The organism is Streptomyces sp. NPDC040410, from assembly GCF_055595715.1.
Genome location: NZ_JBVIVK010000013.1, coordinates 226,024 through 251,881 on the forward strand (window position 1 = coordinate 226,024; position 25,858 = coordinate 251,881).

Sequence of the window (25,858 nt, forward strand, 5' to 3'; positions counted from 1 at the left end):
CACCCCCTGCCTCTCTTGATCGTCCCGTACGGTTCGAGCTTCCGTGACGGTACGAAATGCCCGTTACACGAATGTCTCCTGGGCGAGTCGTCAGGGGTTACGCGCCTCGCACAGGGGTCGGCGGGCTGATGTGAGCACCTGCCGGTGCTGCCGGGCAACCCGTCGAGGGGCCTCGCACGCTGTGGCTGTGTCCCGGCCCAAGGAGGTCGCCGGCCTGATCGTCGACGGGGTCCGCGCCACGGGCCGGGTGCGAGGGCGGCGCGGGCGTACTCCGGTGCGGTGTCCGTCCGCGCCCGCGCACTCGCTGTCCGTGGCGCTGCGCGATGACCACCCCGCCGACTCCCCCGGGGTGCCTGTGCGGCCGAGGCGAGGACGCCGCCCGACGGCCCTTGCTCGGCGGCGCACGGTGACCTGCCCAGAGCGAAGAGTGAACGGAGGCGCCGGCGTCGGGCGTGAGTGTGCGCGGGGGCGCCGGCGTCGGGCGTGAGTGTGCGCGGGGGCGCCGGCGTCGGGCGTGAGTGTGCGCGGGGCGGCTTCGGGGATCTGGACGGGGAGCTCAGGGCCCCGTAAGCCACGCCCGCGTCCGCCGCCGGGCAGCCGTCGTGACCGGTTGGGGCGCGGGCACTCCCAGGTCGTCGGCCGGCAGGGCCCGGGCGGCCCGGCGCAGCCCGGCGAGCGGTTCGGCCGCCGGCCTCGCCATGCCCGCCCCAGTTGCCGCTTTCCTCAGCGTAGGAGCATGAAGACCGTAGCGGCGGTGGTGGCGCCGAGCACCGCCCCCACGACGGTTTGAGCAGGCGTGTGGTCGCGGAGCCGGACGCGGGACCACCCGGTGAGCGCTACGACGGGGAAGGCCCAGACCATGGCGATCCCGTAAGTGAGGACGAGGATCGCGGCGACACCGCCGGCCACCGCGGTGTGTACGGACACCTTCCACCACTTCGTCACGGCGACAGTGATCACCAGCCCCGCGAGCATGGCGACCACCAGGGCGAACACCTCGCGGGGAGCGCCGAGCGCCACGAGAGCGAGGATTCCGGCGATGACGGAAACCATGGTCACCGCGAGCGGAACGAAGCGCTGCTGACGGATTCTCAGATGGCGGTCGGTCCACCGGCCGAGCCGCACGCCCGCGATGATGAACGCGTAGGGGAATATCCCGCAGAACAGGGAGGCCAGAAGGCCCCAGCCGAGTCCGGCCGGCGTGCCCGTGCTGTGCCAGCCGACCACCAGCAGGATGACCACGACGAGAATGCCCGGGGCGAGGACATCAGTGATCAGCTTCGCGACGCGTCGGGCGGTGTCGGGGACGAGACCGATGGGCTCGGCGGTCTGCTCGGTCTCTGAGGGAAGGTCATGGACAGGGGGTCTATTGATGCGCATGGCCGATTCTCGGGACGGGGTCGGTGGGTGCGAACTGGGCGGCTTTGCGCACTTCGGGACTGCGGAAGGCATGGGCCACCATGCGAAGCCAGCGGACTTCGTCGCTCAGGTTGGTCATGTCGTCACGGTTGTCGGGGCGACGGTCGATGACACTGTTTCCGTGATTCTCGGCGTTGAGGGCGCAGGCCAGACGGAACGCCTCCACGAACGCGTCGGCACACGGCCCCGTCAGGCCCTTCTCGCGCGCCACGCCACGGGCCGCCGCTTCGGCGCCTGCCGGAGTGTGTTCCTGCAGCGCCAAAGCGCAGTCCCGGATCTCGATGACGCGCCGGTACAGGCGCAGACGGGTGGTGCGGAAGTACAGCAGGGAGCGATGACGGCCCACATCGGTGTCCAGGACCACCGCCGGGTTGGCGTCGCTGAGGGCCCTCCACAGAGGGTGGAGGTCCCACAGGGCCCGGCAGTCCCGCAGTACCCGTGTTGCGGCCCCGACGGCCTCGGCGGGCAGCGTGGTGCCGACCAGGATCAACAGCAGGGAGGTGTTGAGCAGGACCTTGTTGATCAGGATCGTCGTGGCGCTCGGGAAGGGCGACCGGTCCAGTGCGTATTCGGAGAGGACGAACGACAGCTGGTTGGCCACGTACAGCATGCCCAGCGCCGTCCCGGAGCCGACGAGTCCGAGCCCCGCGCGCAGCCGTCCCGCGGGAGCCTGGCGGACCTGCTTCCAGCACAGGTTTGTCGCCATCGCCAATGCGGTGGCCAGGTACAGGAGCCATACGCCCCAGTAGACGGGAGCCGGGAAGCTTCCGCTGCTGTCCTTGAGGAAGTCGCCGTTGTTGACCCGTGGCAGGAAGGGGAAGGTCATGGACATCGTGATCCCGGCGGCGACCGCGAGGCCATGGCGGGTGCGCCGGGCACGTCCCTCGGCGGGCTCGCCCGCCATCTGTGCGATGAAATCGATCACCGCGCTCGCCGCGACCAGGCCGGCCAGGTGTTTGAAGAGCGTGGACACCGCAGCCACGTTCAACGCCTTGTCGACGACCGCCGCCACGTTGTCCTGGCTGAGCGTCATGACCACGGCCAGGGCCGTGAAGGCGAGGGTCAAGGGCCGCTGACGGGGTGATCGCAGCGCTTTGGGAAGGCGCCAGATCACGACCGCCCACAGCAGCACGGGCGTGACCGCCTGCCATATACCGAAGGTCATCGCCCCTCCGCCCGGTGTCCGCCCAGGGCATCCTGGAGACGACTGAGGGAGCCGGGCAGTTCGGCGGAATCGCAGAGCCGATCCAAGCTCTCTCCGAGCAGACTGGCGGTCATTTCAGCTTGTTGTTCCTGTTTCTCGACATAGCCGGCGCGTTTCAGTAAGAGCGCCTGGAGTACGGTTTGCGGGTCGAGGTCGGGGAATAAGAGCGCGAGGCCGGCGGAGTTCTGTGCCAGTTCATGACCCCACAGCATGTGGGCTATCTCGTGCAGCACGATGTGCCGCTGATGCGTCTGCGAGGTGTTGGCGGCGAAGTAGATGTGGTCGGTGTCGCTCGTGCTGAGCCAGGCTCCGCAGGGGCCGCCACCGGGCAGGGCATGGTTCCACGGGTGCATGAGCAGGCGCCGGCCCCGGCGTTTCTGGAGGTCGATGAGAAAGTCATCGAGGTTGAAAGGGACCGGTAGCGTCAGGTCGATTTCACGGAGTTTGGCCTGACACTGTTTGCGGAGTTCGCGTTGCTCGCGCTGCCCCCCAAGAGCGCGCCACCTCATACGACCGTCCCCCCGTTGAACGAGGTGCCCCGCACCGAAGAGGCGCCCCGCACCGAGAGCGAGGGTAACAAAGGACGCGGCGGTTCAGCCCTCGGGCGGGGGGCCCGGGGGGTCCGACTCCTCCAGCCCTTCGAGTCTGAGCAGGTGGTCGACCATGATGCCGACCTGGTCGCGGCTGGCATTGGAGAGGCCCTGGGCCCGCAGTGCCACGTTGAGCACGCCGCTCGCCTTGAGCTTCCAGAGCAGATCGAGTTGGGGTTCGACGCGCGCGGCGTAGTCGTCGTCGAAGAAATACCGCACGTCCGTGCCTCCCCATCCGGCCACCGCCTCCAGGTGATGAATGCGGGGATTTGTGGCTTTACCGGTGGCCAGTTCCCAGATATAGGCGCCGGAGATGACGCTTTTGCCCGCGGCCTCGTTGATGGCCCGGGCGATCTGGTCGTACGACGGCCGTTTACCACCCTCCGGAGTGCGGAGCTCGATCAACCGCTGGACGCGGCTTGCCAGATCGGTTGCCCGGCCGCGACCAGCGGTGTGGTCGTCACTGGCCATCGCGGCTCCTCCTTCAGGCGGGACAAACCAACACAGTAGTGGACGGGGAAGGAGCCGGTACCCGCACCCGTACCGAAGCAGGGCGTACGGCGCGGGGCCCGGCCGTCACACCGGGCGCGCTCCACGACTCGCACGTCACACGGGGCGCCGGGCGGCGCACCGGCGCCTGCGTCCGGAGCGGGAAGGCGCATGCTCCCGTGCCCTCGGCGGGTCCCGGGCCGCCCCCGAGTAGTTGGATCATAAACTAATTAGTTCATAAACACACGTTGATAACCGGCCAGGAGTTAGTGGTACGTTGCCTGGGAACGAACCGGGGAGCACGGGCCCGGTCAGGCATGAATGTCTACGTACGTAGATGGTTCGGGCGCGCAGGCGAGCGCCAGGGAACCGTACGAACGGACGGGGGAACGGTTATGACACGGGGGATCGATGGGCGCGACCGAAGTGGCGGGCGGCGAGACCGAAGACCACGCCGCCGGCGATGAACCAGGGGTTCCACACAGCGAGCGTCCAGGCGCGCTGCGCGGCACTCACGTCGGCGTTGATGTGCGTGACATCGGTCAGCAGCAGTACCTCGATCGTGAGTCCGCGCACGAGCAGCAGACCACAGACGCCCCAGCCGAGCCACCGCATGAGCCGGCGAAGGCGTGTGTGCGGCTGAGGCCGGGTCAGCAGGACACCCAGCAGGGCGCCGACGAGGCACAGCGCGCCGACACCCCATAGGCCCGTGACGACGAACCACGTGGGGCGTTCGGCCGCGATCCTCTCTCCGGCGGAAACGTTCAGCCACCTGTCGCCGCCCAGAGCCCAGTAGTAGTGCAGTCCTGCGAACAGGACACCCCATCCGCACGCAAGATATCCCCACCTCTTGGCGATGGGTCCGAACTTGGTAGGCATACGCAGAACTCCAGAACTCCTGGTTTACGTCTCCGACTGCGTGCGTCCGGCGATTCGGCGCCACATTCGAATTTTTCCGGTTTCGGACTGACTTTCACCCGGCGACTCGGGCTCGGACAGCCTTGTCTGGGCGCTCCGGCCTCTGTCGGGCCTCGCTCGCCGGTTTGCAATCTCACAGGGGGAAAGCATGAACAGCGACCACTGGCGCGACCTCGACCTCATATCACAGGCGCCGGAAGCTTCTGATGACTTCGTTCAGCGCATGCGGCAACTGCGGTTGTGGGCGGGCCAGCCCTCGCTGCGCCGGCTGCAGCAACTGGCGGGAAAGGCACAGGCGGCCAACGGTGACGAGATCGACGCACTTCCTCGCAGCACCGTGTCCAACGTATTGCGTGGCACCCGGGTGCCACGCTGCGATTTCGTCGAGGCATTCGTATCCGCCTGTCTCAAGCACCGCGGCTCCACGGAGCCGGAGATCGCCGAGGCCGTCGAAGGATGGCTCAGCGTCTGGCGGCACCTGAGCGCCGCTGCCACCCGCGGCAAGGACCCCGTCACCCGCCGGGACGATGCCGCCGTCACGGAACCGCCGCTCCGGCAGGTGGGCGCCATGACCGTACCGCCGCAGCAACTGCCCGCCGCTCCCTCCGCCTTGGTGGGACGTGAATTCGACCTCACGGTACTCGACATGCAGTTGGAGCGACGTGGCTGCACCGCGCCGGTCACCGTCGTCTCGGGCATGGCCGGGGTCGGCAAGACCGCGCTGGCGGTGTCCTGGGCGCACCGGATCGCCGATCACTTCCCCGATGGCCAGATCCACCTCGACCTGCGAGGCTCCCGCCCCAACCCGATGCGACCCGAGCAGGCCCTGACCGTCCTGCTGCGAGGGCTGGGCATGGCGGACGGCGACATCCCGAACGACGTCGAGTCGCAGATCGGCAGCTACCGCTCCCTGTTGGCCGACCGAAGTGTCCTCATCGTCCTCGATGACGTGCTCGACACCGCCCAGGTGCGCCCGCTGCTGCCCGGTCACTCCGCGAGCGTTGCCGTGATCACCAGCCGGAACAGGCTGTCCGGCCTCGTCGCCCGGGACGGGGCACACCGTATGCTGCTCGCCCCGCTCTCCCCCGCCGCCTCCCGCGACATGCTCGCGCAGGCCGTGGACCGGGAGCTGACCGGGGACCGCATCGAGGCCCTGGACGAGATCGCCCGGCTGTGCATGCACCTGCCGCTGGCGTTGCGGATCGCCGGAGCCACCCTCGCCGACCGCCCGCACCAGAACATCCGCGCGTACGCCGCCGAACTCGGCAGGGGCGACCGAATGACCGCGCTCGCCATCGACGGGGACGAGAACGACACCGTGCGCGCGGCCTTCGACGCCTCCTGCAGGCTGCTGGCCCCACAGGCCCGGCGCCTGCTGTGCGTCCTCGGTCTGGCCGGCCGGAGCGAGGTCAGTGTGGAGAACAGCGCCGCCCTCGCGGAGATGTCGATCGACGAGGCCCGCCGGCTGCTCAACCAGATCGCGGCCGAGAACCTGATCGAGCCGACGGTCCGTGACCGCTACGTGCTGTGTGACTTGCTGCGCGACTACGCCAGTGAGCGCGCCAGGAACGAGGGCATCACGCTGCCGCCCGCGTCCCGTGCGAGCTGTCATCAGTGGACTCCGCATCGTTCCGGGGATCCGTCCGTCGGGTGTACGACTTCACCGGTTCGCGACAACGCTGGACAACTGCCGCACGACGGCGAGAAGCGAGCCCACCGTGAGCACCGTCCGGTCTCCGACGCGGCTTTCGCCGGACATGAACGCATTGCCCTCGACCGACCGTTCCAGCCGAACGGTGTGCACTACTGAGTCCCCGGGAAACACCCCACCGTGGAACCGGCAGTCGCGCAGCCGGCCGAGCATCGGCAGCCCCGCCCCGCCGTCTGCGCGAGGCCCGTTCCGCTCCTCGGTGCCGAGCCACAGCAGTGCCGCCGCCTGGCCGAACGACTCGATGAGGAGCGAGCGCGGATAGGCGTACCGCTCGGCGGCCAGCCCCGAGGAGAGTGCCTCGTAGCAGGGCTCACTTCCCGTGACCGCCTTGTGCGCGACGATCCTGACGTCCGGCTCCAGGTGGGACACCCGGTCCACCAGGACCAACGGGTGTCCCACCGGGAGCAAGCGGACGATGTCCGCGTAGTCGAGCTTCACAGGGCACCTCCACCCCGGACGAGGACGAGCGTCGCCTGGACGACCAGCGGTCCGCCGGCTCCGCCCCGGCGGCAGTCCACCCTCGCCTGCACCGCGTCCGGGCGGTCTGCGGCGCTGACGGTGATCTCCAGGTGCAGCTCGTCGCCCTCGTGCATGGGCTTCCATATGCGCAGCGACCGCAGCGCGCCGATCTCCACCCAGTCGTCGGTGCACTCCCCCCACACCCGGGCGCTGAGAGCCTCGGAGTGTGCAAGCGCCAGGCCGACGCACTGGCGTACTCCTTCCAGGAAGAAGACGGCCGGATACAGCGTAAGAACCGGGAAGTGCCCGGCCATGTACGGGTCGGACGCGGTGACGGTCTTCCGCGCGCGGACCACCAGCCGTGCCGCGGTACCCGGCTCGGCGACGGCCTCCACCCATTCGACCGTGTCGACGGCGTCAAGCGGGCGGACGTACGTCTTCAGCGCGGCCCCGGGCGCCGGGAAGGCGGAGGTACCGGTCACAGGAACCACACCCCGTCGTACTGTGACCACCGGCTCGCGAGCTGGTTGGTGTCGAGGCATCGCACGCCGGGCAGCAGATCCGCGGCGCCCAGGCCGAACTCCGCCAGGCTCGGCGCGTCCGCGGACACACCGTGCCCGGCTTCGAGCAGGGCGTGTACGGACCCGGCGGGGTCCGGCAGGTTCTCGAGCACCAGGGAACCGACCCGCAGGGTGAGTCGCTGGTCGTCGTCCCGAGCCACCGCGGCGGTGACCGCGGAGCCACGCAGGACGATGTCGAGCCCGCCGAGCTGCTCACCGAACGTCAGCATCCCGTAGAGGGTGTCGAAGAACTGGGCTTCGGCCGTGCCACGGTAGCCACGGTCGATCATCACCAGGTACGGCATGGTTCAGAAGCCTCCGATGTACACGGTGCGTTCGGCGGCCTCCATGGTGGCGGCCAGCCGGGCCACGGACCGCAGCCGGACCTCCGGGATGTGATGACCTGCGCCGCGCTCGGCGCTGCACGCGGTGCAGACGATCCAGCTCACCCGGCCGGGGTGATCGCTGACCAGGCGCCGCACCAGACCCGCCGCCGAGGGATGCTCCCGGTCGGGGGCCAGCAGGTTGACGGGCTTGCGGTCGCCCAGCGTCTCCTGGGTGAGCACGGTGTTGTAACCGCAGGCCCAGATGCGCACGTTCCGGCCCTGGTCCAGGACCGCCTGGGTCAGGCGCAGCACGGTGGTCAGGGTGTCGTCGGTGTGCGGAGGCGCGGTCAGGACGATCAGCAGGTCCCATCGGCGGCGTTCGACGAAGGAGGCCATGTCAGTGCCACACCACCCTGGTGTCCGGGGCCATCAGCCGTGCCGCCAGCTCCGCCATGCTCACCGGGGTCACTCCCGGTGCCAACGGAGCCTTGTGCAGTGCTCGTTGGGACAGGGTGAAGTCGTCGATCCAGATCCTCCCGCCGGCCTCGGCCAGATCGGACAGGGCGGTACCCGCGGCACCCCGTATTCCGGCGGCGGCACCGTCCGACACCAGGAAGAGCCATACCCGGTGTCCAGTGCGGGCCAGTTCCACGGCGTCCCGCAGGAACCGCTGTGCGGCGGCCCCGGCCTTCGTCTCGACGAGTACGTGGTCCGGCAGCGGACTGCTCCCGTCGGACGCGTGGGTGCTGTCGGTCATGCCGTGCCGCTCACCTTCCGGCTCAGCAGGGTGCGGACATCCGCCAGCGTCTGCACGTCGGCCACCTCGTGCGACTCCACCTTGATCCGGTAGTGCCGCTCCAGGGTCACCGCGAGCTCCAGCGCGAGCAGCGAGTCGACCCCGAGGTCGCGGGTGAAGTTCGCCCGGTCGGTGACGAGATCCGGCTCGATGTCCAGTACATCCGCGATCAGCTCCCGCAGTTCGGCGGTGTCGATCGTCGATTCGGCACGCATGGGCGGGCCCTCCCTTTCCAGAAGTTGTCAGACCATGAAGAACGAGTGGACGGGGCGGCCGCTATCCGCACCCGCCGGCGTGCCCGGCGTCGTGGCCGGGCGCGAGGATCCCGGCAACCGGCTCGCCGGTCTCTGGCTGGGACACGGCCTCGGACCGCGCGGCGTCCGCCTCGCGGCAGGCCCGGACGAACGCCGGGAGGCGGTCCGTGCCGAAGTACTTCTCGCGGCCCAGCACGAAGAACGGCACCCCGAAGGCCCCGTCGTGGTACGACCTGGTCAGCGCCTTGGCCCCGGCGGACTGCAGCCGCGGGGAGTCGCAGGCGTCCGCCAGCACGTCCTCGGGCAGACCGAGTCGGCCGGCGATCTCACCGATGACGGCCCGGTCGGAGATGTCCCGGCCGTGCTCCCAGCGCGCACGGTAGACGAGGTCGGCGTAGGCGCGTCCCAGTCCCGCCTCTTCGGCCGCCAGGTAGCCCAGGTGGGCCACGTCCCAGTGCGGATCCCGGTCGACGGGCCAGGTCATGGTCAGGCCCCGCTCACGTGCCAGGCGCCGGGCGTCCTGGAGGACGTAGAAGTTCTTGGCCCGGGACATCGGCACCCAGGGCAGCTCGACACCGGCCTCGCCGAGCAGGCGGGCGGTCGGCTCGTCCGGCTCCCAGCAGGGGATCCACTCAAGGGCGTCGGCCACGTCCTGGTACCGGCCCATCAGGTCGCGGTAGGCGAACCACGAATACGGGCTGCGCAGGGAGAAGTACCAACGCGGCCGTTTGACCGCTGCCTTGGCCATGAAGAGGTCCTCTTTTCGGCTGAGGGTCGTAGGGACGCGACGGTCCCGGGGCTACAGGGAGATGCCGCCGTCGATCTGGAGCACCGCCCCGGTGATGTACCGGGCGCGGTCGGAGACCAGGAACGAGACGAGGTCGGCGACCTCTCCGGGCTGTCCGACACGCCGAAGCGCGATCTGCTGCCTGGCTTTCTCCAGGACCTGTTCGCCGAGCGCCCCGGTCATGTCGGTCTCGATGAACCCGGGGGCGACGGAGTTGACACGGATGCCGTAGGGGCCGACCTCCTTGGCGAGCGACCGGGAGAACCCGTCGATCCCCGCCTTGGAGGCCGCGTAGTTGGTCTGGGTCGCGTGACCGTGTACGCCCGCGACGGAGGAGAGGTTGACGATCACGCCGCACTTGCGCTTCATCATCCCGAAGACCGCGGCACGGCAGACGTTGTAGACCCCGTCCAGGTTGGTGTCCAGCACCGCGTGCCAGTCCTCGTCGCGCATCAGCAGCAGGGGGTTGTCCTTGGTGATGCCCGCGGAGGTCACGGCCGCGTCGACCGGCCCGAGGGTGTCCTCGGTGCGCCGGACCCAGTCCCGCACCGAGTCCGCGTCACGTACATCGGTCGGGCAGGCCAGGACGCGCCGGCCGAGGCCGGTCACCTCCTTCTCCACCGTCCGGGCCTCCTCTGCGCTGGAGCGGTAGCAGAAGGAGACGTCGAAACCGTCGTGCGCCAACTGCCGTACCACGGCCCGGCCGATGCCTCGCGACCCGCCGCTCACCAGGGCGACTCGCGCTGTCATGTCATTCATGTTCCGTCCTCGATTCCGTTGCGCGGGGATGGACGCGCAGCAGCGCACAGCCCAGGACGCCGTCCCGGTCGAACGACGTGATGACGGCCAGCCGCCCTGGGGCCGCCGGATCATGCTCGGCCGCCACCAGGGCGGAGGCGATCTGGAAGGCCGCGGTGGCGGCGCCGGCGTGCCCCCACGTCTCGTCGCCCGGAAGCGCAGCCGGGCGGTGGCCGCCGGAAGGATCCGTGCAGACGACCCGCACCGCCTCGTCCCATGCGTCGATGCCCGCGGGCGAGACGGCCCAGATCTCGTCGGCCGTGGTGCCGCTGCGGGCCAGCGCGCGCCGCAGGCACGCGGCAGCGGTGCCCACCAGTCCGTGGCCGGTGTGCACCGCGGTCTCCACGGCCAGGACCTCGGCCAGGACCGGTCGCGCGCCGGTCACGGCCGCGCCGGGCGAGGGCTCGACCAGGAACAACCCGCAGCCCTCGCCGAGGGCCCGGGCCGGTGCGCCGCTCCCGTGGTGCTCCAGCCAGGCCCGTTCCTCGGTGAGCTCCTCGGCCCCGCCGCACAGCACCGTGCGGGCGCGGCCCGTCGCGAGCAGCCGCAAGGCGTAGCGCAACGCGAACAATCCCGCGGTCCGGCCTCCGGCGACCGTGGCGTTGGGCCCCTTGATGCCGTGCCGGATCGCGCACTGTGCGGCGGCGCTGTTCATGACGGCGTTCGGGATGCGCGCCGCGTCGATGAAGTACGGCAGCTCCTGGGTCAGCGTGTCCCGGGTGATGTCCATCATGCTCTTGGCGCTGCCGAGGGTGGTGCCGAGCACGAGCGCCGCGTGCTCGCCGGTGGCCACCTCGCGGTTGCGTCCCTCGGGGTGGAGGAGTTCGGCGGCCACGGCCAGGGACAGCGCGCTCACCCGGTCCAGGGACCGGGTTCCCTTGCGGCCGAGGACCTCGCGCGCGTCGAAGCCGGGCACGGGGGCGGCGCGGTGATGCGGCACCGGCCCGGCGCCGGGACCGAGCGGCGCCACCGCTCGCCGTCCCGCCGCCACGCCGCGCGCGAAGGCCGCACCGCCTATGCCGAACGGCGAGACGGCCGCCCAGGCGGAGATGACCGCGCGCGTCATGCCGCGCCGCCCTCGATGCCGCGCAGCGCTCGCATGACGGTCTCGTCGAGGGCGACGAGGCGGGCCTGGTTGCCGTTCTCGGCGATCGCGTAGCCGTGCGTGATGGTGCCCGTGGCGACCCGCAGCAGCCGCCCGTCGCGGACCACGTGGCAGTCCATGCGGGAGGTGTAGTGGAGGTTCTTGAAGATGTCGGTGACCTCGTAGGTGCAGTAGAGGTCCTCCTCCAACAGCGCCTCGCCCAGCATCTCGACACGGGATTCGGTCACCAGCGGAATCCAGCTGCGCGCGTGGAGCTGCTGACCGATGGAAATGCCCCGGGAGTGCACGAACCGGTGCTTGGCCTCCTCCATCAGCCGCAGATAGGCGGTCATCTGCACCCGCTCGAAGAAGTGCACGAACGGGTACGGCACGCGCACCCGCCAGCCGTAGCCGTTACGGCCGGCGAGCAACTGATCGAGCACCGGGTCCTGGTCCACGGTACCGCCGGAGATCAGCGGTGCGACGGGCCCCGGTACCGCGGCGCCGGGCTGGGCGGGACCGATCTCCGGCACGGTGAACGGGGCGAGTGCGTCGGGTGTGGGGAGGCGGTCGGGCAGCCGGCGCTTGTCCTCGTCGAGCCGCAGCACCGCCTTGACCGTGCCTGTCACGATCTTCTTCTGCGCTCCGTCGCGGGGTACGAAGACGGTCACCTGGAACGCCAGGGTGTCCGCCGCCGCCGGCCGCACCCGCAGCAGTGCCTGGTCGTCGACGTACATCCCTCCGCGCAGCTTGGCGGCCAGGTCGACCACGTCGAATCCGAGGCCGTATCGCTGGTACAGCTCGCCGACCGGCAGCCCGGCCGCCCGGAAGTGCTCGATGACGGCCTTCTCGACCAGGTAGTTGACGTGCTTGAAGCCGATGTACGTGCCGATGTTGGCGCCCTCGTACGACGGGCTCAGCGTGACCGAGGACTCCTCGGTGAGCAGCGCCCGGACGCGGTCGTCCATCGTTGCGGTGTTGGTCATTGTTCACGCTCCGATGTGCTGTGGGGCAGCGACCGGCGGGTCGGGCCGCCGCTGGTTGTTCTCGGGCCGGCGCCGACCCAGTCGGTGAATTCGGCCAGTGCGCGGGCTAGCCGGTCCGGTTGCTCGACCATGGGGAAGTGGCCGCCGCCGTCGATCGGGCACCACCTGGTCGTACGCAGACGCGGGACGAGGGCGTGCGCCTCGGCCGGGTCGGCGATGGCGTCGGCGGTGCCGGAGACGACGAGTGTGGGGATGCCGAGCGCGTCGGTGCGCAGCCACGGCGTGCTCATGTACAGCTCCAGGAAGCGGTACCAGCCGTAGGGTCCGATCGACTCGGTGACGCGCTCGGCCATGGCGCGGCGCAGCGCCGGATTGCCGCGCTCCCCGGCGACCGCGTGGATGCCTTCCTCCATGGCGCGGGTGAGGTCCTCGGCGAGGTCGGCCACCAGGTCCCAGCCGAAGTCCGCGGGCCGGTCCCGGAAGAACGGCGACACCAGAACGAGGCCGCGGATGCCGTCCGCGGCGGGAAGGCCGCAGGCCGGGCGGGATTCCCGGCACAGCCAGGACAGCAGTGCGGTGGCCGCGTAGGAGTGGGCGACGACGATGTCGGTGCCTCCGGCGTCCCACGCCGCGTCGAGCGCGCGTCCCGCCCACGTGGTCGCGTCCGTACGGTGGTTCCACCGGGGCAGACCGCCGGCGCGCCAGGGGAGGTCGGCGACCCACAGCTCGGCGTGGCGCAACGAGGCGTGCTGGGGCGCGTGGTCGCACAGGGTGTCCCACACGCTGCCGCTGTTGGCGAGGCCGTGCAGCAGCAGTATCCGTGGACCGCCGGCCGCCGAAGGCGGTGGACAGGTGCGGCGCCGCAGCACGATGGGCTCCGGGTCAACGGCGGCAGGGCGGCGGTCGGCCCGGCCTGTCCGGTCCGCTGTGTTCCTCACAGTGGCACTACCGCCCGTCCGGACGGTGCAGGAGCAGGCCTGCCGTCGCGTCGTCGGATTCGGCGCCCGCGACGGCGAGGAACGGGCCTCGGCCGCCGGTGCCGAAGTGACCGACCGCGGTCGCGCAGTGAAGGACGCCCAGGGCACCGGAGGCGGCCCCGCGGCCCTCGGCCGGGTCGTACCGGACCACGTCCGGCAGCAGTTTGCCGGCGTCCGGGTGGCCTTCCGGACCCGCCCACGCGGCCACCGCGGCAGGCGGTGGGGTGGCCGAGGGGTTCGCCCCGACGGCAGGGGGGTGTTCGGTCAGGGCCGCGACGCAGGACGCCGGGTCGCCGGTGCGCAGGTAGCGGCCGACGCCGGCCAGAGCCCGGTTCCCGCGTGCCCTGGCCGACTCGGGGCGCTCCAGCACGAGGGCCACCGCGCCGTCGATCACGGGGGCTCGGCCGAGGAGTTCGCCGGCCGCCGCCGTGGCGGGTTCGACGCCGACGACGAGCACGTGCCGCGCTCGGCCGGCGGCAAGCAGGGTCGTGGCCCAGAAAACGGCATCCAGTCCCGAGGTCGGCCCGTTGCACAGCATCAGGTTGGGGCCTCGGCAGGCGAACCGGATGGCGGTCTCCGAGGCGACGACGTTGCTGGACAGCCGGGGGGTGACGATCGGACTGGTCAGCCGGCTGCTGCCGGTTTCGCCCAGGACCTGGACGACCTCCTGCACGGTGTCCAGGTTGCCGAGGTTGGAGCTGGCCACCACGGCGACCGATTCGGCGGGTACCTGGAGGACACTCCGCCGCGGTGCGCCGTCGATGGTGCCGCGCGGCGGGGCCGCCGCGGGGCCGGTGAGCAGCCCCGCGCGGCGCAGCGCGTCATCGGCCGCGCACAGTGCGAGCTGGGTGGCCCGGTCCTGGTAGCGCAGTCCCTTCCTGCCGATGACAGCCGCCGGGTCCACGGAGGGCGCCTGCGGTGGCGCGGGCGCGAGCAGGTCCGCCGGTGTGGCGGCACCGGGCAGCGCCAGGCCCACCGCCGTTATGACCGCCTGCATCAGGGTGCCTCCACGATTGCCACGGCGTTGATGCCGCCGAATCCGAACGCGTTGATCTGCGCCGACCGCGCGGCCGACGGTGCGGCCGTGCCCCGTACGAACCGGAACCCGGCGGCTTGCTCGATCGGGTGGTCCAGGCCGAGCGTGGGAGGCACGCGGCGGTGCCGGAACGACTGCAGCGCGGTGATCAGGCTGTGCAGGCCTGAGGCGCCGGACGTGTGGCCGGTCATCGACTTCATCGCGGTCATCAACGGCCGCGACACCTGCGGGCCGAAGACCTCGGCGAGCGCTCCCGTCTCGGCGTCGTCGTTGGCGTGGGTGCCGGTGCCGTGCAGCATCACCAGGTCGATGTCCGCCGGGGTGACGCCCGCCCGCCGGTGTGCGTCGCGCATCGCGGCCGCGATGCTGACCGGGTCCGGCGCCGTGGCGTGGTGGGCGTCGCAGTTGACTGCGACGCCGCGCACCGCGCCGTGGCGGGCGAAGCCGGGTGCCGTGGCGCGGCGGAGCACGACGGCCGCGGCGCCTTCGCCGAGGATCGTGCCGCGCCGGTCACGGTCGAAGGGGCGTACGGTGTCCGGCGGTACCGACTGCAACCGGTCGGCGTTGGCGAACATGCTCTCGGTGACGGAGTCCACTCCGGCCACCACGACGGTGTCGGCGGCACCGGAGTCCAGCAGGTCCGTCCCCATCGCCAGCGCGTACAGGGACGCGGAGCAGGCATTGGAGACCGTGTGCGTCATGGTGGCGCCGAACCGCCGGCGCAGCGCGGTGCCGAAGTGCAGCTGTGCGGCGTCGAACGCGGCACCCTGGTGGTGCAGTTCGACCGACCGGAGCTCGCGCAGCCCGGAGCCGACCAGCACCGGAACGTCCGCGACGTCGTCGCCGAGCCCGGCGTCGGACAACGCCTGTGCGACGGCCTCCAGGAGGAAGGCGGTGGCCCGCAGCGGTACGTCCCCTGTCGGGGGGCGGTCGTCGATCTCGTACAGGTGGCTCGCGCCGAAGCGGTCCGGATCGAAGCCGCGCAGCCGGGCCAGCCCGGAGCGGCCGGCGCAGAGGCTGTCGAAGATTTCGCCGGGGGTGCCGCCGATCGCGGCCAGCGCTCCGATCCCGACCACGGAGTGGGCGTCGGATGTGGTCACGCCACCGCTCCGGCCACGGTCGCGTCCTGCGTCTGCCCGGTCCCGTCGTAGCGGCCCAGGACGATCACCGCGTTGTTGCCGCCGAAGGCCAGGCCGTTGTTCTGTACGACCTTCAGGTCGGCCTCGACCGCCTCGTTCGGTACGCAGTCGACCGCGCAGTCGGGGTCGGTCCGGGTGTGGTTGATGGTCGGCGGGATGAAGCGGTGCACGATGGCCAGTGCGCAGGCGATGGCGGCCAGCGCGCTCGCCGCGCCCATGCTGTGTCCCAGCATGGACTTGATGGAGACGGTACGCGGCGGCTCGTCACCGAAGACGTCCCGGATCGCCCGGGTCTCGGTCACGTCGTTCGCCTTGGTTCCGGTGCCGTGCGCGGAGATCAGGTCGACCTGGCCGGGCTCGACACCGGCGTCCTGGAGCGCCAGCGACATGGCGCGGGCCACGCCGTCCTGGTCGGGCGCGACCTGGTGGTACGCGTCGCAGTTGAGGCCGTAACCGAGCACTTCGGCGTATATGCGGGCGCCGCGCTCGATCGCGGACTGGAGACTCTCCAGGACGAGTACGCCCGCCCCCTCGCCGGTGAGGATGCCCTTGCGGTCCACGTCGAAGGGGCGGCAGCAGTCAGGCGCGATGGTGCCCAGCCGGTAGAAGCCGGCGAACGTCTTGCGGCACATCGCGTCCGCACCGCCGCACAGGGCGAAGTCCACGTCGCCGGAGCGCACCGCGTCGTAGCCGTAGCCGATGGCGTAGTTGCCCGCCGCGCAGGCGGTCGGGATGGTGACGGCCTCGACGTCGGTCAGACCCAGTTCCTGGGCGATGGCGGCCGACAGCCGCCCCGCGCCGATGCGCCCCGCGACCCGCGGGTCCATGGCTTCGGGGCCCTCGGCCAGCTCGGTCGCGACGAGCTGGTCCAGGTCGTGGGACTCGCCGTCGGTGGTGCCGATGGAGACCAGGCCCCGTTGACGGCGCAACACCACCGGGTCCAGGCCGGCGTCCTCGACGGCCATGCGTGCCGCCGAGACGGCGAACCGGGTGGCAGGACCGAGCGAATCGAGCGGAAGGTCCTTGATCCACTGCTCTGGTGAGAAGCCGGTGACCCCGCAGCCGATGGCGTGTTCGAACCCCTCCGTCTCGAAGGCGGTGATGGGCTTGGCACCGCTGCGCCCGGCCCGCAGCCCCGCCGCGAACTCCTCTACTCCGGTCCCGATGCTCGACACGACACCGAACCCGGTGAGCACGACGCGTCGGGACGCGTCCTCCGGCAGTTTTCCAGCGAAAGTTGACACCATCAGGCCCCGTTCGGAGTGGTTGGATTCCGAGCCGCCGTTACTTCTTCTCGAAGGCTTCGGTCACCACGTCGTTGACGGCCTGCAGATTCACCATGCGGGCGAGTTCCGACTGGTCGATGACAACGCCGAAGGCCTTCTCAAGGGACGACAGAATCTCGATCGCCTGAAGTGAGTCCGCGCCGTAGTGGTCGACGAAGAGGGCCTCCGGCTCGATCTCGTCCTCCTCGATTTCGAGGATGTCGCAGATCATTTCCCGGACTTTCGCGTAGCGCTCTTCGGTGGTCATCGGCACCTTCGGCTCCCCTTCGTGCGGAGTCATTTGATTCCCCTGCGGGTACAGGGGTTCTGTATGGACCCACTGTTGGTCGCGGCCCGCGTGTCCCGCAAGGCGGGGGACGGCATGGGACGGAATGAGACAGTGGAATGGGGCGGCGTTCGGCGGTAGTTGCTCTTTAGAATCGGTGCCGCTCAGCCAATCGGCCCCAGGGGGAAATATTGAACAGCTCGGCAGGTTCGGCCATCTCCACCGCGGCAAATTCTGTCTCCGTGGACGACGATTACGAGGCCCGGACCGTACTGCGCAAGCGGATTGCCTCCGAATGGCGAAAGGGTGATCCGCTTCCCCGTATCTCGTACACTGCGGAAGAGGACGCCCTGTGGGAGACCGTGACGTCCAAACTCTCCGCCCTGCACCAGTTCCTGGCCTGTTCGCGCTATCTGCGGGCGGCGACACGCGTCGTATTGCCGACCGACCACGTTCCGCAACTGGGCGAGGTCTCCGACGTACTGACGACGACCTGTGGATTCCGGCTGTACCCGGCCGAAGGGATCGTCCCGGCCCGCAGGTTCTACGGCGAGTTCGTGGACAACGGGTTCTTCGCGACGCAGTATCTGCGTTCGCCGAAGGCTCCGTTCCACTCACCGGAGCCGGACCTCATCCATGAACTCGTCGGGCACGCGGTGATGCTCGCCGACCCGGTCTTCGCGGAGCTGTACCGGTCCTTCGGGCGGGCCGCCCGACGGGCGAGCACGAAAGAGGCCATGGACGCGGTGTGCAGCCTCTTCTGGTTCACGATAGAGACCGGGGTGATACGGGAGGAGGGTGAGCTGCGCGCGTACGGCGCGGCCGTCCTGTCCTCCGTGGCGGAGCTGGAGTCCTTCCGCCACGTCGAGCTGCGTCCCTTCTCCGTGGCTGAAGTGATCCGCCAGGAGTACAGCGACAAGCAGTGCCAGCCACTGCTCTTCGTCGCGGACTCGGTGGCCCAGCTGGCCGGCGAGGCAGGGCGCTTTTTGGACACCGTGCAATAGGCCGGCGTCCGCCGGCGGGCCGCTTCGGGCCGCCGCACCAACCTTCGAGAACGAGGTGTACAACCATGAGGATCCAGCTGGATGTGACCGAGGCCGTACAGGACTATGTCGCGGCCCACTCGCTGCGCGAGCCGGAACTGCTGCGGGAACTGCGCGAGTTCACTTCCGCGATGCCCGAGCGCAACATGCAGATCTCGCCGGAACAGGGCCAGTTCATACGCACGCTGGTGCGCGCGGTGGGCGCCAGGAAGACCCTGGAGGTCGGTGTCTTCACCGGCTACAGCCTGCTGAGCACGGCGCTGGCGCTGCCGGCCGACGGCACCGTGACGGCCTGCGACATCAGCGAGGAGTGGACCAAGATCGCGCTCGACCACTGCGAGCGTGCCGGGGTCGCGGGCAAGGTGGACCTCAGGGTCGGTGACGCCCGGGCGACCCTCGCCGCCCTGGCGGCCGAGGAGGGCGCCGCCGGGTCCTACGACTTCGCCTTCATCGACGCCGACAAGCCCGGCTACGAGCAGTACTACGAGCATGTGCTGACCCTGCTGCGGCCCGGCGGCCTGGTCGTCGCGGACAACGTCCTGTGGTCCGGGGATGTGGTCGACGAGTCCGTGCAGGACGAGGACACCCGCGCACTGCGTGCGTTCAACTCCAAGCTGTACGCGGATGCCCGGGTGGACATCAGCATGATCCCCTACGCCGACGGACTGACCCTCGCCGTCAAGCGCTGACCGGGCGGCCGCCGTCGCCCGTGGTGTCGCCCAGCCGCCCCGGCAGCGGCCCGCCCAGACGCGGCAGGCCGCGGGCCGAGGCCCGGGCGGCACCACGGGAGGCCGCCAGCGCGTCCCAGTCGGGCCCCCGGCCCGGGAGCACCGCCGGGTCACCGAGAACAGCGCCGTCGTACGCCTCGGACAGCAGCGCCCGTCCCACGATGCGGGCCGCGCACATGACGCCGCCGACCATGACCCCGGCGACCCCGCTGCCATAGCGGGTGCTCTGGCCGACGACGTGCAGGCCGGCGACACCGGTCGCCGTCCCGGGCCGTGCTCCTGTGCGGCCCCAGCGGGCCAGACCGTACGGAGTGCCACCCGTGGACAGTGTGTAGCGTTCCTGCGACAGCGGTGTGGCCAGCTCCAGATGCGTGATGTGGTCCCGGAACGGTCCCAGCACCTGCTCCCCCGCCCGCAGCAGCGCTTCGGTGAACCGAGCCTTCTCCGCGAGGTAGCCGGGCTCGCGCCGGTACCGTCCGCCTTCGGCGGGCCCCCGGGTCACGCCCCAGTGCCCGTGGCCGGGTGGGCACAGCGTCATCAGCTGGAAGTGGGTGTGCCCGGGAGGGCAGGAGTGGCCGGCTCCCGTCTCCTTCGACGAGCCGAAGGAGACGAACAGGGCCCGCACCTCCTGGGACCGGCGGCCCTGCTCCAGGTCACGGTAGAGCGCTTCGATGTCACGCTGGCCGTACCACCACACATTGGCTTCGGGGCGCCCGGCAAGCTCCCGGTCCAGTGCCACGTACAGTATGGCGAACGGCAGTGACATCGCCGCCTCGCGGGTGTTCTTGACGACGTTCGCGCTGAAGTGATCCGGGCCCACCAGGTCCAGTACCGTGCGCCGGTAGTCGGCGTTTGAGATCACCAGGGGCGCGGCCAGGCGGGTTCCGTCGGTGAGGGTGACGCCGGTGACGGCCCGGCCGGTGACTTCGATGCGGGAGACCCTGCTGCAGGTGCGCAGCTCGCCGCCGTGCGCCTCGATCACCTCGGTCAGCGTGGCGGCCAGCATCTGGCCGCCGCCGACCGGATAGTACGCGCCTCGCAGATAGTGGTCGAGGACCGTCGCGTGCGTCCACACCGTGGCCTGCGACGGCCCCAGGCCGTAGTTGGGCGACTGGGCCGCCAGCACCGTACGGGCGGCCGTCGACAGCGCGCAGTGCTCGAACAGGTCTCTGAGCGTGCGGCTCCCCCACGTCCGGACCGTCGGCGTTCCGGCCAGCCGCTCGGCGACCGGCAGGTTCGAGGGTGCCAGCAGACTCCATCGTTGTTCGGCCGCCACCGCGCGGCAGATGCCCAGGAAGGTGTCCAGACCCGGGCGATCCGCGGGCAGGGCGTGCCGGAGGCGTTCGCGGTACGTCGTCCAGTCCGCGGGGACGTCGACGGTCACACCGGGCAGCTCGATCCGGTCGAACCCGTCCGGGTCGAGCCGGTGGAACGCGACGCGGTCCCGGGCTCCGAGTCCGCCCAGGATGGCGGGCACGATGCCGTCCGGACCGCAGTCGCCGACGTAGTGCACGCCCACATCGAACTCATATGCGCGGCGGCGCCGGAAGACATGGCTGTTGCCCCCGGCCCAGTCGTGCTGCTCCAGCACCACAACGCGGTAGCCCTCAACCGCCAGATATGCCGCGCAGGTGAGGCCGCCGAGGCCACCGCCCACGACGATGGCGTCCCAGCCAGGAGTGTTGTCGGTCACAGGAAGTTCGTCCCGCCTGGTCGTTGCGGAGGTGTCGTCTCGATCGGCCTGGGGTCAGGCCGCGGCGCCCCGGTTCCGGGACAACGCGCCGGGCAGCAGCCGCAGCACGGCGCAGCCGACGGTGCCGTCCTGGTCGACCGAGGTCACCAGGGCCACGCGGCCCACCGCCGCCTCGGACCCGTGAGCGGCGGCCAGTACCGCGGCGATCTGGAAGGTGGCGGCCGCCGCCTCGGTGTCGCCGATGAGGTCCGTACAGGGCAGGTACGCGGGGCTCACCTCGCCGAGGGCGTCGGCCAGCGCCTCCCGCTCGGCCTCGCCGACGGCACCGGGAGGCTGACAGGGCACGACCGCCCACACGCTGTCCGGCCCGCACCGGGCGCGGGACAGGGCGCGTCGCAGGCAGGACGCCAGGGCGGTGCGGATGCCGCCCGTTCCGGCGGCGACACCGAACTCGAGGGCGGACACTTCGGCCAGCTCGGTGCCCTCCGGCCGCGTGCCCGCCGGGTCCAGGCGCAGCACGGCGCAGCCCTCCCCGAGGACCGGGCCGCCGTCGAGGGGCCCGGCGGCGCGGTGGTCCACGTCCGTGGCGCGGGAGTGGTGGTGCAGCCAGCCACGGGTCGGCGTGTACTCTTCCGCGCCACCGCACAGCACCGTGTCCACCCGCCCGTTGCGCTGGAGCCGGGCGGCGTAGTTCAGCGCCAGCAGCCCGGCGGCGCGGCCGCCGGCGATCGTCGCGTTGGGTCCCTTGAGCCCGTACCAGATGGCGCTCTGACCGGCCGCACAGTTCATCACGGTGTTGGGGAACCGGGCCGGCTCGACGAGGTAGGGCCGCTCGCCGGTGATCGAGTCTCGGGTGAAGTCCATGATGCTCTGCGCGCTGCCGGTGGTGGTGCCGAGGACGAGGCCGACCGGCGTGCTGTCGCCGCCGGTGGCACCGGGGTGCCCTCCGGCGCCGGGGGTCTTCGGCCCGTCCGCCTCGGTGGTGCCGTCGGCGTCCGGACCCAGCAAGCGGCCGACCGCCGTCAGCGTCAGCGCGGTGAGCCGGTCCATGGACCGGGTTCCCTTGCGTCCCAGCGCCTCGCGCGCGTCGAAGCCCGGAACCAGACGGACCCGCCCACCCTCGGGGCCGCCCGGCCCGTCCGCGTCAACAGCACGCCGGCCGGCCCGTACCCCGGCCCGGTAGGGCATTGCCCCGATTCCGAACGGTGACACCGCGGACCACGCCGTGATGACCGGCTTGTTCGTGCGCGCGCCCTGCACCCGTGCTCCTTATGCCGTTTGTTCAACCGCCGCCGTGCGCGGTGGATTTCTTCAGGTGACCGCAGTCTTCGACTCAGATTCCGTGGCGCGGTCCTGTCCCGCAAGCATGGGACAGGACGGGACAGATTCAGACGCGCGGAACCGTGCTGGCACCGGTGTCCGGACAAGTACCGCTGTCTCGTTCCGTCCCGTGCTGTCCCCCTCCTTGCGGGACAGTGGGAGCCCATGAATTCTGGCGGAGTCAGGGTGCTGTACCCAGCGCCTATCAAAGGCCGACCGAACGGATGAGTTGAGCTGCCGTGAATCCATTTGACGACCCGGACGGTGTGTTCTCTGTTCTGGTGAACGACGAGGGCCAGTACTCGCTTTGGCCTGCCTTTGCAGAGGTTCCCGCGGGCTGGCAGGTCGAATTGAGCGACGCGAGTCACGCGGCCGCCTTGGAATACATCAACGAACACTGGACCGACATGCGACCGAAAAGCCTTCGCGAAGTCGCGTAACAGAAAGCCTCTGCCGTCGGCCATCGCAATTCAGTGAACTACGTCCCGGGGAAAGAACAATGACTGGTGTCCACGACAACCGCCTTCCGCTCTCGGCTGCCCAGCGTGGTGTGTGGTTCGGTCACCAGCTCGACCGCGGCGGCCGGAAGTACCAGATCGCCGAGTACTTCGACATCCAGGGCCCCGTCGATCCCGCGCTGTTCGAAGCGGCGTGGAGCCGCGCCTTCCAGGAGACCGACGCCATGCGCGTCCGGTTCGTGGAGGACGACGACCAGCCCTGGCAGATCGTCGAAGCCGCGCCGCACGTCGAGGTGCCCGTCGTCGACGTCAGTGCCGAGCCGCGTCCCGAAGAGACCGCGGTCGCCTGGATGTCGGAAGAACTGGCCCGCCCGGCGGACGTCATCCACGGTCCGCTGCACGCCGTGGCCCTGTTCAGGATCTCCCAGGACCGGTACTTCTGGTACCAGCGGTTCCACCACAGCATCATGGACGGCTACAGCGGCGCCGTGTTCGTACGCCGTGTCGCCGACGTGTACACAACGCTGGCCGGCCGGCGCAGCGTCGAGGACGGGCGCCTCGGCGCGCTGCGGGAGCTGATCGACGACGACGTCGCCTACCGCTCCTCCGAGCAGTTCGCGCTCGACCGGGCCCACTGGACGGAGCGGCTGGCCGACCGGCCGGAGGCGGCAACGCTCGCCCGTCGTCCGCACAACGCCCCGGGCGGCATCCTCCGCCGCTCGGCCCACCTCGCCGCGGACGAGCGCGCCCGGCTCACCGAGGCCACCGGCCGTGCCCTGCCCACTGTGGTCGTCGCCGCGGTCGCGGCCCATCTGCACCGGCTCACCGGGCAGCGTGACCTGCTGATCGGCCTGCCGGTGACCGCGCGTGCCGAGGGCGCCGCCAAGGCCGTTCCCGGGATGCTGTCCAACCTTCTGCCGCTCCGCCTCGACGTGACGGCGGACATGAGCCTGGAGCAGCTGGCCCGCCAGGTCCTCCGGGAGGCCCGCAGCGCACTGCGCCACCAGCGCTACCGCTACGAGGACATCCGCCGCGACCTGGGTCTGGCGCACGCCAGCGAGCCGCTGGTCGGCCCGACGGTCAACGTGCTGCCGTACAGCCACGACCGCGGATTCGCGGGCCACCGGATGGTCTCCCACAACCTGGCCGGCGGACTGGCCGAGGACCTGTCGGTCAGCGTGTACGACCGCGGCGACGGGCAGGGGCTGCGGATCGGCTTCGACGCCAACGGCGAGCTGTACAGCACCGACGAACTCGCGGCGCACCAGCGGGGTTTCCTGCGGGTGCTGCGGGCGATGGCCGACGGGCCCGGCATCCGGGTGGGTGATGTCGAGCTCACCGAACCCGCCGAGCGCAAGCTGGTGTTGGGCGAGTGGTGCGGCGGTGGGCCGCAGGACGCCGCGGAGGAACTGCTTCCTGAGCTGTTCGAGGCGCAGGCTGCCCGGACCCCCGACGCCGTCGCCGTGTCCTTCGAGGACACCGAGCTCAGTTACGCCGAACTGAACGCGCGCGCCAACCGCCTGGCCCGGCACCTCATCGCCCTCGGCATCGGCCCCGAACAACGCGTCGCACTCGTGCTGCCCCGCTGCACCGAACTGGTCACCGCCATGCTGGCGGTGACCAAGGCGGGAGCGGCGTTCCTCCCGATCGACCCTGACTACCCGGCCGAGCGGATCGCCCTCATGCTCGAGGACGCCGACCCCGCCCTCGTCCTCGACCAGGACGGCATCACTTCCGGCGAAGCCGGCCATGACGACGGCGACATCACCGACAGCGAGCGGACCGCGCCCCTGCACACCGCGCACCCGGCCTACGTCATCTACACGTCCGGCTCCACCGGCAGGCCCAAGGGCGTCACCGTCACCCACACCGGCTTGGCCAACCTGGCCCACCGCCAGATCGAGCGCCTGGCCGTCACGCCGCAAAGCCGCGTCCTGCAGTTCGCCCCGACCAGCTTCGACGCGGCCGTCTCCGAGATCTGTATGGCCCTGCTCAGTGGCGCGGCCCTCGTCCTCGCTCCCGCGGAGGAACTGCGCGACCCGGCACAACTACCCGCTCTCCTCACCCGCCGTCGGATCACCCACGTCACCCTGCCGCCCGCGCTGCTGGCCGCCCTCCCCGACAACGCGCTCCCCGACGGGATGACCCTCAACACCGCCGGGGAGGCCCTCCCGGCCCATACCGTGGAGCGCTGGGCACCCGGCCGGCTCATGACCAACGCGTACGGCCCCACCGAGACCACCGTCTGCGCAACCATGAGCGGCCCTCTCACCCCGGACACCGCTGCCCCGCCCATCGGCCGAGCCCTGGGCACGACCCGGCTCTACGTCCTCGACACAGCGCTGCGGCCCGTCCCCCCCGGCATCGCCGGTGAGCTCTACGTCGCCGGCCCCGGCCTGGCCCGCGGCTACCACAACCGCCCCGGCCTGACCGCCGAACGCTTCATCGCCTGCCCCTTCACCGAGCCGGGCCGGCGCATGTACCGCACCGGCGACCTCGTCCGCTGGCGCTCCGACGGCACTCTGGAATTCATCGGCCGCACCGACAACCAGATCAAGATCCGCGGCTACCGCATCGAACCGGCCGAGATCGAAACCGCTCTCGCCCACCACGCCCCCATCACCCACGCGGTCGTCACCATCCGCGAGGACCGCCCCGGTGATCCACGCCTGACGGCATACGTCACCCCGCGGCCCCAAACCCCTATCGACCCCACCCACATACGCCGCACGCTGGCCGGGGTCCTCCCCGACCACATGGTGCCCTCCACCGTCGTCGTCCTCGACGAACTGCCCCTCACCCCGACCGGAAAGATCAACCGGAACCTCCTGCCCGCCCCGGACCCCACCGGCCTCACCACCCACCGCGCCCCGCGCACCCCTCGCGAAGAGATCCTCTGCGGCCTGTTCGCCGAAACTCTCGGCGTCCGGCACGTCGGGATCGACGACAACTTCTTCGACCTCGGAGGCCATTCACTCCTGGCGACGGGGCTGGTCTCCCGTATCCGGTCGTTGTTCAAGGTCGAGTTGACGGTGCGGGCGGTCTTCGGGGCGCCCACGGTGCTCCGTCTCTCCCAGCTGCTGGAGGAGTCGGCGGAGCAGCTGCGGCCCGCGGTGGTGCGGACCGCGCGGCCGGGCGCGGTACCCACCTCGTTCGCGCAGCGCCGCCTGTGGTTCCTCAACCGCATGGAGGGGCCGACCGCCACGTACAACATGCCGCTGGTGATGCGGCTGTCGGGGGCGCTGGACGAGCGGGCTCTGTCCGATGCCCTGGCGGATGTCGTGGCGCGCCACGAGCCGCTGCGCACGGTCTTCGAGGAGGTCGACGGAGTCCCGCTGCAGAAGGTGGTCCCCGCCGGGCAGGCGCGCCCCGAGCTGGTGGTGAGCGAGTGCGAAGCCGGGGAACTCGACGGCCGCGTCGCTGCCCTGAGCGCGCGCGGCTTCGACCTGGCGGCCGACCTCCCGCTGCGCGCCGCGCTGTTCACGCTCGCGCCGGACGAACACGTCCTGGCCCTGGTGATCCACCACATCGC

General features: G+C 70.7%; 26 protein-coding genes and 1 pseudogene. 6 read left to right on the forward strand and 21 right to left on the reverse strand.

Annotation, left to right across the window (positions count from 1 at the left end; genetic code table 11):
• Positions 1 to 166: 166 nt before the first annotated feature.
• Positions 167 to 241, forward strand: a pseudogene (locus ACZ562_RS25515) (alpha/beta hydrolase); the annotation flags it as partial.
• A gap of 482 nt (positions 242 to 723) precedes the next feature.
• Here the strand turns inward: ACZ562_RS25515 and ACZ562_RS25520 are convergent.
• The 5 genes from ACZ562_RS25520 to ACZ562_RS25540 form a co-directional block, all read right to left on the reverse strand.
• The gene (locus tag ACZ562_RS25520) at positions 724 to 1,380 is read right to left on the reverse strand and encodes a hypothetical protein (protein ID WP_471183313.1); all 657 of its coding nucleotides are present in this window, start codon (positions 1,378 to 1,380) and stop codon (positions 724 to 726) included.
• Positions 1,367 to 2,584 carry an MAB_1171c family putative transporter gene (locus ACZ562_RS25525; protein WP_471183315.1) on the reverse strand — a complete coding sequence of 406 codons (1,218 nt, stop codon included), beginning with the start codon at positions 2,582 to 2,584 and terminating at the stop codon, positions 1,367 to 1,369. Before ACZ562_RS25525 ends, ACZ562_RS25520 begins: the two co-directional genes overlap by 14 nt.
• Entirely contained in the window at positions 2,581 to 3,132 is a 552-nt protein-coding gene (locus tag ACZ562_RS25530) for a hypothetical protein (RefSeq protein ID WP_471183318.1), read from the reverse strand. Before ACZ562_RS25530 ends, ACZ562_RS25525 begins: the two co-directional genes overlap by 4 nt.
• A gap of 84 nt (positions 3,133 to 3,216) precedes the next feature.
• The gene (locus tag ACZ562_RS25535) at positions 3,217 to 3,684 is read right to left on the reverse strand and encodes a hypothetical protein (protein ID WP_471183321.1); all 468 of its coding nucleotides are present in this window, start codon (positions 3,682 to 3,684) and stop codon (positions 3,217 to 3,219) included.
• 411 nt (positions 3,685 to 4,095) lie between these two features.
• Positions 4,096 to 4,581 carry a DUF3995 domain-containing protein gene (locus ACZ562_RS25540; RefSeq protein ID WP_471183323.1) on the reverse strand — a complete coding sequence of 162 codons (486 nt, stop codon included), beginning with the start codon at positions 4,579 to 4,581 and terminating at the stop codon, positions 4,096 to 4,098.
• 187 nt (positions 4,582 to 4,768) lie between these two features.
• Between ACZ562_RS25540 and ACZ562_RS25545 the strand changes: the two genes are divergently transcribed.
• Positions 4,769 to 6,430, forward strand: a complete 1,662-nt coding sequence (locus ACZ562_RS25545; protein WP_471183325.1) for an NB-ARC domain-containing protein — start codon at positions 4,769 to 4,771, stop codon at positions 6,428 to 6,430.
• 335 nt (positions 6,431 to 6,765) lie between these two features.
• Here the strand turns inward: ACZ562_RS25545 and ACZ562_RS25550 are convergent, their stop codons facing one another.
• The 14 genes from ACZ562_RS25550 to ACZ562_RS25615 form a co-directional block, all read right to left on the reverse strand.
• Positions 6,766 to 7,272: a hypothetical protein gene (locus tag ACZ562_RS25550; protein ID WP_471183327.1), complete on the reverse strand. Its 507-nt coding sequence runs from the start codon at positions 7,270 to 7,272 to the stop codon at positions 6,766 to 6,768.
• On the reverse strand, positions 7,269 to 7,655 hold the full coding sequence (locus tag ACZ562_RS25555; protein WP_471183329.1) for a hypothetical protein: 387 nt from the start codon (positions 7,653 to 7,655) through the stop codon (positions 7,269 to 7,271). Before ACZ562_RS25555 ends, ACZ562_RS25550 begins: the two co-directional genes overlap by 4 nt.
• 3 nt (positions 7,656 to 7,658) lie before the next feature.
• Positions 7,659 to 8,072 carry a hypothetical protein gene (locus ACZ562_RS25560; RefSeq protein WP_471183331.1) on the reverse strand — a complete coding sequence of 138 codons (414 nt, stop codon included), beginning with the start codon at positions 8,070 to 8,072 and terminating at the stop codon, positions 7,659 to 7,661.
• Position 8,073: 1 nt separating this feature from the next.
• Positions 8,074 to 8,433 (reverse strand): hypothetical protein, encoded by a 360-nt coding sequence (locus ACZ562_RS25565; RefSeq protein ID WP_471183333.1) that lies wholly within the window; start codon positions 8,431 to 8,433, stop codon positions 8,074 to 8,076.
• On the reverse strand, positions 8,430 to 8,687 hold the full coding sequence (locus ACZ562_RS25570; protein ID WP_471183336.1) for an acyl carrier protein: 258 nt from the start codon (positions 8,685 to 8,687) through the stop codon (positions 8,430 to 8,432). Before ACZ562_RS25570 ends, ACZ562_RS25565 begins: the two co-directional genes overlap by 4 nt.
• A 61-nt stretch (positions 8,688 to 8,748) precedes the next feature.
• On the reverse strand, positions 8,749 to 9,474 hold the full coding sequence (locus tag ACZ562_RS25575; protein WP_471183338.1) for a DsbA family protein: 726 nt from the start codon (positions 9,472 to 9,474) through the stop codon (positions 8,749 to 8,751).
• A 51-nt stretch (positions 9,475 to 9,525) separates the two neighbouring features.
• Positions 9,526 to 10,272 (reverse strand): 3-oxoacyl-[acyl-carrier-protein] reductase, encoded by a 747-nt coding sequence (fabG, locus tag ACZ562_RS25580; RefSeq protein WP_471183341.1) that lies wholly within the window; start codon positions 10,270 to 10,272, stop codon positions 9,526 to 9,528.
• Positions 10,265 to 11,377, reverse strand: coding sequence for a beta-ketoacyl synthase N-terminal-like domain-containing protein (locus ACZ562_RS25585; protein WP_471183343.1), 1,113 nt, complete (start codon positions 11,375 to 11,377; stop codon positions 10,265 to 10,267). The genes fabG and ACZ562_RS25585 overlap by 8 nt, the downstream gene beginning before the upstream one ends.
• A complete protein-coding gene (locus ACZ562_RS25590) occupies positions 11,374 to 12,381 on the reverse strand; it encodes an acyl-CoA thioesterase family protein (protein ID WP_471183346.1) in 1,008 nt (335 codons plus the stop codon). The genes ACZ562_RS25585 and ACZ562_RS25590 overlap by 4 nt, the downstream gene beginning before the upstream one ends.
• Positions 12,378 to 13,319 (reverse strand): alpha/beta fold hydrolase, encoded by a 942-nt coding sequence (locus ACZ562_RS25595; RefSeq protein WP_471183348.1) that lies wholly within the window; start codon positions 13,317 to 13,319, stop codon positions 12,378 to 12,380. The genes ACZ562_RS25590 and ACZ562_RS25595 overlap by 4 nt, the downstream gene beginning before the upstream one ends.
• A gap of 7 nt (positions 13,320 to 13,326) precedes the next feature.
• Entirely contained in the window at positions 13,327 to 14,355 is a 1,029-nt protein-coding gene (locus ACZ562_RS25600) for a beta-ketoacyl synthase N-terminal-like domain-containing protein (protein ID WP_471183351.1), read from the reverse strand.
• A complete protein-coding gene (locus ACZ562_RS25605; protein ID WP_471183352.1) occupies positions 14,355 to 15,494 on the reverse strand; it encodes a beta-ketoacyl synthase N-terminal-like domain-containing protein in 1,140 nt (379 codons plus the stop codon). The genes ACZ562_RS25600 and ACZ562_RS25605 overlap by 1 nt, the downstream gene beginning before the upstream one ends.
• Positions 15,491 to 16,780, reverse strand: coding sequence for a beta-ketoacyl-[acyl-carrier-protein] synthase family protein (locus ACZ562_RS25610; RefSeq protein WP_471183353.1), 1,290 nt, complete (start codon positions 16,778 to 16,780; stop codon positions 15,491 to 15,493). The genes ACZ562_RS25605 and ACZ562_RS25610 overlap by 4 nt, the downstream gene beginning before the upstream one ends.
• Positions 16,781 to 16,817: 37 nt before the next feature.
• Complete coding sequence (locus tag ACZ562_RS25615; RefSeq protein WP_471183355.1) at positions 16,818 to 17,066, reverse strand: acyl carrier protein; 249 nt, start codon at positions 17,064 to 17,066, stop codon at positions 16,818 to 16,820.
• 260 nt (positions 17,067 to 17,326) lie between these two features.
• Here ACZ562_RS25615 and ACZ562_RS25620 point away from each other — a divergent pair, with 260 nt between their 5' ends.
• Positions 17,327 to 18,088 (forward strand): phenylalanine 4-monooxygenase, encoded by a 762-nt coding sequence (locus ACZ562_RS25620; protein ID WP_471183358.1) that lies wholly within the window; start codon positions 17,327 to 17,329, stop codon positions 18,086 to 18,088.
• 65 nt (positions 18,089 to 18,153) lie between these two features.
• Positions 18,154 to 18,816, forward strand: a complete 663-nt coding sequence (locus tag ACZ562_RS25625) for a class I SAM-dependent methyltransferase (protein ID WP_471183360.1) — start codon at positions 18,154 to 18,156, stop codon at positions 18,814 to 18,816.
• Here ACZ562_RS25625 and ACZ562_RS25630 read toward each other — a convergent pair.
• Together ACZ562_RS25630 and ACZ562_RS25635 are read right to left on the reverse strand one after the other, a co-directional pair.
• A complete protein-coding gene (locus ACZ562_RS25630; RefSeq protein ID WP_471183362.1) occupies positions 18,806 to 20,548 on the reverse strand; it encodes a phytoene desaturase family protein in 1,743 nt (580 codons plus the stop codon). The two genes, ACZ562_RS25625 and ACZ562_RS25630, sit on opposite strands and share 11 nt — an antisense overlap.
• Positions 20,549 to 20,602: 54 nt before the next feature.
• Positions 20,603 to 21,808, reverse strand: coding sequence for a beta-ketoacyl synthase N-terminal-like domain-containing protein (locus ACZ562_RS25635; protein WP_471183365.1), 1,206 nt, complete (start codon positions 21,806 to 21,808; stop codon positions 20,603 to 20,605).
• 299 nt (positions 21,809 to 22,107) lie between these two features.
• Between ACZ562_RS25635 and ACZ562_RS25640 the strand changes: the two genes are divergently transcribed.
• Positions 22,108 to 22,308, forward strand: a complete 201-nt coding sequence (locus ACZ562_RS25640) for an MbtH family protein (RefSeq protein WP_471183368.1) — start codon at positions 22,108 to 22,110, stop codon at positions 22,306 to 22,308.
• A gap of 59 nt (positions 22,309 to 22,367) precedes the next feature.
• On the forward strand, positions 22,368 to 25,858 hold a 3,491-nt coding region (locus tag ACZ562_RS25645), incomplete at its 3' end, for an amino acid adenylation domain-containing protein (protein ID WP_471183370.1).

Excerpts from the sequence above, each read along its gene's own strand:
- ACZ562_RS25520 (WP_471183313.1), bottom strand. The coding sequence starts at position 1,380 with ATGCGCATCAATAGACCCCCTGTCCATGACCTTCCCTCAGAGACCGAG.
- ACZ562_RS25525 (WP_471183315.1), bottom strand. The coding sequence starts at position 2,584 with ATGACCTTCGGTATATGGCAGGCGGTCACGCCCGTGCTGCTGTGGGCG.
- ACZ562_RS25530 (WP_471183318.1), bottom strand. The coding sequence starts at position 3,132 with ATGAGGTGGCGCGCTCTTGGGGGGCAGCGCGAGCAACGCGAACTCCGC.
- ACZ562_RS25535 (WP_471183321.1), bottom strand. The coding sequence starts at position 3,684 with ATGGCCAGTGACGACCACACCGCTGGTCGCGGCCGGGCAACCGATCTG.
- ACZ562_RS25540 (WP_471183323.1), bottom strand. The coding sequence starts at position 4,581 with ATGCCTACCAAGTTCGGACCCATCGCCAAGAGGTGGGGATATCTTGCG.
- ACZ562_RS25545 (WP_471183325.1), top strand. The coding sequence starts at position 4,769 with ATGAACAGCGACCACTGGCGCGACCTCGACCTCATATCACAGGCGCCG.
- ACZ562_RS25555 (WP_471183329.1), bottom strand. The coding sequence starts at position 7,655 with ATGCCGTACCTGGTGATGATCGACCGTGGCTACCGTGGCACGGCCGAA.
- ACZ562_RS25560 (WP_471183331.1), bottom strand. The coding sequence starts at position 8,072 with ATGGCCTCCTTCGTCGAACGCCGCCGATGGGACCTGCTGATCGTCCTG.
- ACZ562_RS25565 (WP_471183333.1), bottom strand. The coding sequence starts at position 8,433 with ATGACCGACAGCACCCACGCGTCCGACGGGAGCAGTCCGCTGCCGGAC.
- ACZ562_RS25570 (WP_471183336.1), bottom strand. The coding sequence starts at position 8,687 with ATGCGTGCCGAATCGACGATCGACACCGCCGAACTGCGGGAGCTGATC.
- ACZ562_RS25575 (WP_471183338.1), bottom strand. The coding sequence starts at position 9,474 with ATGGCCAAGGCAGCGGTCAAACGGCCGCGTTGGTACTTCTCCCTGCGC.
- fabG (WP_471183341.1), bottom strand. The coding sequence starts at position 10,272 with ATGAATGACATGACAGCGCGAGTCGCCCTGGTGAGCGGCGGGTCGCGA.
- ACZ562_RS25585 (WP_471183343.1), bottom strand. The coding sequence starts at position 11,377 with ATGACGCGCGCGGTCATCTCCGCCTGGGCGGCCGTCTCGCCGTTCGGC.
- ACZ562_RS25590 (WP_471183346.1), bottom strand. The coding sequence starts at position 12,381 with ATGACCAACACCGCAACGATGGACGACCGCGTCCGGGCGCTGCTCACC.
- ACZ562_RS25600 (WP_471183351.1), bottom strand. The coding sequence starts at position 14,355 with ATGCAGGCGGTCATAACGGCGGTGGGCCTGGCGCTGCCCGGTGCCGCC.
- ACZ562_RS25610 (WP_471183353.1), bottom strand. The coding sequence starts at position 16,780 with ATGGTGTCAACTTTCGCTGGAAAACTGCCGGAGGACGCGTCCCGACGC.
- ACZ562_RS25615 (WP_471183355.1), bottom strand. The coding sequence starts at position 17,066 with ATGACCACCGAAGAGCGCTACGCGAAAGTCCGGGAAATGATCTGCGAC.
- ACZ562_RS25625 (WP_471183360.1), top strand. The coding sequence starts at position 18,154 with ATGAGGATCCAGCTGGATGTGACCGAGGCCGTACAGGACTATGTCGCG.